Here is a 4,620-nt window from a genome sequence, read left to right on the forward strand (position 1 = left end):
CGCTAACCGCTAACCGCTAACCGCTAACCGCTAACCGCTAACCGCTAACCGCTAACCGCTAACCGCTAACCGCTAACCGCTAACCGCTATTATTTAATCAAGCTACATTATTAACCTTACATGTACCTACTTTACATTAAAAATTTTTGCTGCTAATTTAAACTACTGTTATCAGTGTGAGTTTTCAGGTTTATTGACTTAAATTGAATGTGCTGTACTTGCGTTGACTTTTGATAGTTCACATGGAGACGATTATGAAAAGTTTAAAATTACTAACGTTAGTAATAGGTTTAAGTTCTGTTGGTATTGCACAAGCAGGTGAGTCTACGGTTAAATGGCAAGATTTTGACAATTACCGCGATGTGCGTGCAGCAAATCAATCACCGGCTTCTTTTGAAAAGCAAATTACTATTAACTTTGAAAAGCATTTTGCGAAGTTAGCTGAAAAATTACCAAGTGGATATAAATTAAATGTAGAGGTTGCAGATCTTGATTTAGCAGGTGCTATCGAGTTTTCTGGCGCTAAAAAAACAAGAGTAATTCAACCATTTCATTACCCACAAATTAAGCTGTCTTACACGGTAACTAATCCGCAGGGTGAAGTTGTGAACCACGCCTCAGAAGTGTTATTAAAAGATAGAGGCTATTTAGATAAAATTAAGCGCTCAACCTCTAGAGCATTTTATTATGAAAAACGCTTAGTAACTAATTGGTTTAATTCAAAAGTTTTATCTAATATAAGTTAAATACAGCTACAAAATAAATATACAAATGCCGATAAACTTTATCGGCGTTTTTGTATTTGATGTTTACTAAATTTAACGCGGTGTTTTTTAATATTTAACTGACAACTGACAACTGACAACTGACAACTGACAACTGACAACTGACAACAATTATTTAAACGTAGCGAGCAGGGTAAGTAACTGTTGCAGTTTAATAACCGCTTTTTTTAGCTTTTCTTCATCAAAACCATCAGTGCTTAAGCTTTCTACATCGGCTGCTACATCAAGTACGTATGGCTTAAAACGTTTAGCTTCAAAACTAAATCCGGCATCGGCTGGGAATAAGGCTTTAAATTTACCGTGGCCTTGTTGCTGTAGTTCATCTAGTTTTTTGTCGGCATCAAGTGCTTGGCGATAAACAATTTTTAAGTTAGCGTTGAGTTGTTCAATTATAGAATCCATGGTTTTCCTAAAGCTTTGTACTGCATTGCCGATATAGTACTTGGATTACATTTAAATGTCAGGTTGATTAAGGCTTATAACGATGAATATATCAGGTGGAAATCTACCCGCTATGTCTAGCTCTGGCCAAGGTGGTGAAGTTTATACTGCTGCTTTGTCTAAAAAGCAGCAATTAGCAGATGGCGCAGCAGCACTTGCACTTATTGAAGGTGCTGCGCAAGCAACAAGTGCGCAATCACCGGCTCAGTCGGTCACTGCAACACTTGGCAATAATATAAACGTGTACGTTTAAATTAGGGCGTGTTGATCTTTGCGGATTGAAATTTGTTCAATCTAGGGGCGATTAAATCGCGGCGCGAGGTTTGAAACCTAGTGGGCTAAGTAAAAACCGAGTAACAAAGAGTTCATCGCCCCTAGGAAGAACCCGAAGGGCAGCGCATGTTTGGCATTTATGCTGCGTTATCGCCTATTTATGGGGAATAACCACACTACACAGGCTCAGTCTTGCCTAAAAGCCAAACATACTGCTGCAAATTCAACCATCAAAGGTTAACACGCCCTAACTTAAGGTCGATAGGCGTTTTGCTTTTCTGACCGCCTATTTCTCTTACCAATTTAGGCACTAAAAATCCGGGCAGGGCTTCTAATAGCTCTGCCATTATTTTTATTGCCTGTGGCTCTTCTATATCAAAGTGGCTTGCGCCCTCAACCTTATCGAGCAAATATAAATAGTATGGCAGTACGTCTGCATCAAATAACGCCTCACTTAAATTTATTTGTGCCTCAACTGTATCGTTCACTTCTTTTAAAATAACGGCTTGGTTTAATAACGTTACGCCTGCTTGCTTTAACTTTTGCATGGCTGCTTTAAACTCGTCGTCTATTTCGTTTGCATGATTTATATGGTTAATAAACACAACTTTAAGCGGTGATTGCTGCAATCTAGCGCATAGTTCATCGGTAATACGCGCAGGTATAACAACAGGCAAACGGCTGTGTATTCGCATGCGTTTAATTTGCGGTAATTGTTCAAGCTCATCTAAAAACCAACTAATGGCATCGTCTTTGGCCATAAGTGGGTCGCCACCACTTAAAATTACTTCGTTTATGTTGGCATCTGATTTTATGTAGCTCAGCGCATCAAGCAGGCTTTTTTTATTAAGCTGGTTTTCTTGATACGGGAAGTGGCGCCTAAAGCAGTAACGGCAATTTACTGCACAGCCGGTTTTAAACATAATTAAAACACGGGATTTATACTTATGTAAAAGCCCAGGCTGCTCGTTGTCTTGCTCAAGCAGTGGATCTTTATTAAAACCAGTTTTAGTTAAAAACTCTTGGTGGCGCGGCATAACTTGTAGCAATAAGGGATCGTTTACATCGCCCTTGCGCATTTTTTTTATAAACGGGACTGGCACGCGTACCGGAAATAAACTGCGGGCTTTTAGGTCGTTTTCATGGGCTTGGCTCGATAAACCGACCATTTCAAGCAAGGTTTTTGGGCAGGTAACTACATTTGCTAATTCTTTTTGCCAGTTTTTATGCAAATTTGCTTCATTTCTTTGTATCATTGGCACGTAGATTACTCGAAAAAAATTAAATAGAGGAAACGATGGCGAATTATAGCACCAACGAGTTCAAGGGCGGCCTAAAAATTATGATGGACGGCGAACCTTGCAGTATTTTAGAAAACGAAATGGTAAAACCTGGTAAGGGCCAAGCGTTTAACCGTGTTCGTATCCGTAAGCTTATTTCTGGCAAGGTACTTGAAAAAACCTTTAAATCGGGTGAATCAGTTGAAGGTGCCGATGTAATGGATACCGACTTAGCGTACCTTTACACAGACGGTGAGTTTTGGCATTTCATGAACAACGAAACATTTGAGCAGATTGCCGCTGACGAAAAAGCGCTTGGCGATGCAGGTAAATGGCTAGTTGAAAACGATGTATGTACTATTACATTATGGAACGGTAGCCCAATCGCGGTTACGCCACCTAACTTTGTTGAGCTTGAGATCACTGACACTGATCCTGGCCTAAAAGGCGATACAGCGGGCACTGGTGGTAAACCTGCAACGCTTAGCACGGGTGCAGTAGTACGTGTTCCATTATTCGTACAAATTGGTGAAGTAATTAAAGTAGACACCCGTAGCGGTGAATACGTAGGCCGTGTTAAGTAAGCTTGTTTACGGTTTATAAAATCCCGGCTTAAGCTGGGATTTTTTTTGGAGAAAATATGTCAGCAACACTTTGGGCCCCAAGCGCAAGCATAGAAACCCTTAAAAAGCGCGCAGCCATACTACGAACCATTCGTGAGTTTTTTTATACGCGTAATGTAATGGAAGTAGAAACCCCTAGCTTAAGTAGCGCAAGCGTAACCGATGTGCATTTAGCGAGTTTTAATACGCAGTTTGTAGGCCCAGGCCACGCTGGAGGCTTGCCGCTTTATTTACAAACATCGCCCGAATTTGCCATGAAGCGCCTATTAGCCGCAGGCTCTGGGCCAATTTTCCAGCTTTGTAAGGCATTTAGAAATGAAGAAGCGGGTCGCCATCATAATCCCGAATTTACTATGCTTGAGTGGTACCGCCCTGGGTTTGATGAGTTTGCATTAATGGACGAGATGGATGAGCTAATGCAGCTTATTTTAAATGTAGAGCCTGCGGAGCGACTGACTTATCAACAAGCATTTGAGCAGGTGTTATCACTAGACCCATTAACAGCTACGCTTGCGCAATTACAAGCACTTGCCTGCGATCATGGCTTTGCCGATATAGCTAAAAACGAAACTAATAAAGACACCTTACTGCAGCTGTTATTTTGTATGAAAGTAGAGCCAACTATTGGGCAAACTAAGCCGTGTTTTGTGTATCACTTTCCGGCGTCGCAAGCGGCACTTGCACAAATTTGTGAACACGATAACCGCGTAGCAGGGCGCTTTGAGCTCTATTATAAAAATATGGAATTAGCGAACGGCTTTAACGAGCTAACTAATGCCAAAGAGCAGGCAAAACGCTTTGATGAAGATAATGCCTACCGCGCTGCCAATGGGTTAAACCACGTGCCCATGGATAGGCGTTTAATCGCCGCGCTTGAACACGGGCTTCCAAAGTGTGCAGGCGTTGCAATGGGTATAGACAGGTTAGTTATGCTAGCCACCGAAAAAGAGACGATAAAAGAAGTCATCGCGTTTGACGTAGATAGGGCGTAATGCTTTACCTGTAGGCGTGGCTTTATGCCGCGTATTGAGTCTTAACAGCTTTGCGTGAGCAAGCTTCACGCACATTGTGTTTTAAAGTAGGCGCCTTGCTTGCTGGCGCATTTGGTATTTATGCCGTTTTAAAATAATGAACCCAGACGCGAGGTAAACTCGCTGCTACTTGTATGTTTTCTCATTTATTCCTCTTTCACTTCTCATTGTGCAAAATATTAAGTGA

At 41.4% G+C, this 4,620-nt stretch carries 6 protein-coding genes; 4 read left to right on the forward strand and 2 right to left on the reverse strand.

Annotated features, from left to right (window positions below; all coding sequences use genetic code 11):
* The first annotated feature begins 254 nt into the window (after positions 1-254).
* The gene (locus tag AN391_RS19610) at positions 255-746 is read left to right on the forward strand and encodes a DUF3016 domain-containing protein (protein WP_146258097.1); all 492 of its coding nucleotides are present in this window, start codon (positions 255-257) and stop codon (positions 744-746) included.
* Between the two features lie 150 nt (positions 747-896).
* Here AN391_RS19610 and AN391_RS19615 read toward each other — a convergent pair whose 3' ends face one another.
* Complete coding sequence (locus AN391_RS19615; protein ID WP_055016947.1) at positions 897-1,187, reverse strand: hypothetical protein; 291 nt, start codon at positions 1,185-1,187, stop codon at positions 897-899.
* A gap of 82 nt (positions 1,188-1,269) precedes the next feature.
* Here AN391_RS19615 and AN391_RS19620 point away from each other — a divergent pair, with 82 nt between their 5' ends.
* Positions 1,270-1,479, forward strand: coding sequence for a hypothetical protein (locus AN391_RS19620; RefSeq protein ID WP_055016948.1), 210 nt, complete (start codon positions 1,270-1,272; stop codon positions 1,477-1,479).
* A gap of 250 nt (positions 1,480-1,729) precedes the next feature.
* Here AN391_RS19620 and epmB read toward each other — a convergent pair whose 3' ends face one another.
* The gene (epmB, locus tag AN391_RS19625) at positions 1,730-2,755 is read right to left on the reverse strand and encodes an EF-P beta-lysylation protein EpmB (RefSeq protein ID WP_055016949.1); all 1,026 of its coding nucleotides are present in this window, start codon (positions 2,753-2,755) and stop codon (positions 1,730-1,732) included.
* Positions 2,756-2,796: 41 nt separating this feature from the next.
* On the opposite strand from epmB, the gene efp reads away from it, so the two are divergent.
* Together efp and epmA are read left to right on the forward strand one after the other, a co-directional pair.
* Entirely contained in the window at positions 2,797-3,363 is a 567-nt protein-coding gene (gene efp, locus AN391_RS19630) for an elongation factor P (RefSeq protein WP_055016950.1), read from the forward strand.
* A 56-nt stretch (positions 3,364-3,419) separates the two neighbouring features.
* Positions 3,420-4,394 carry an elongation factor P--(R)-beta-lysine ligase gene (gene epmA, locus AN391_RS19635; RefSeq protein ID WP_055016951.1) on the forward strand — a complete coding sequence of 325 codons (975 nt, stop codon included), beginning with the start codon at positions 3,420-3,422 and terminating at the stop codon, positions 4,392-4,394.
* The last annotated feature ends 226 nt before the right edge of the window (positions 4,395-4,620 follow it).

This window comes from Pseudoalteromonas sp. P1-13-1a (assembly GCF_001401875.1).
Classification (GTDB): Bacteria; Pseudomonadota; Gammaproteobacteria; order Enterobacterales; family Alteromonadaceae; genus Pseudoalteromonas.

What these genes read in the sequence shown, in the direction of transcription:
- AN391_RS19610 (WP_146258097.1), top strand. Translation starts at nt 255, where the DNA reads ATGAAAAGTTTAAAATTACTAACGTTAGTAATAGGTTTAAGTTCTGTT.
- AN391_RS19615 (WP_055016947.1), bottom strand. Translation starts at nt 1,187, where the DNA reads ATGGATTCTATAATTGAACAACTCAACGCTAACTTAAAAATTGTTTAT.
- AN391_RS19620 (WP_055016948.1), top strand. Translation starts at nt 1,270, where the DNA reads ATGAATATATCAGGTGGAAATCTACCCGCTATGTCTAGCTCTGGCCAA.
- epmB (WP_055016949.1), bottom strand. Translation starts at nt 2,755, where the DNA reads ATGATACAAAGAAATGAAGCAAATTTGCATAAAAACTGGCAAAAAGAA.
- efp (WP_055016950.1), top strand. Translation starts at nt 2,797, where the DNA reads ATGGCGAATTATAGCACCAACGAGTTCAAGGGCGGCCTAAAAATTATG.
- epmA (WP_055016951.1), top strand. Translation starts at nt 3,420, where the DNA reads ATGTCAGCAACACTTTGGGCCCCAAGCGCAAGCATAGAAACCCTTAAA.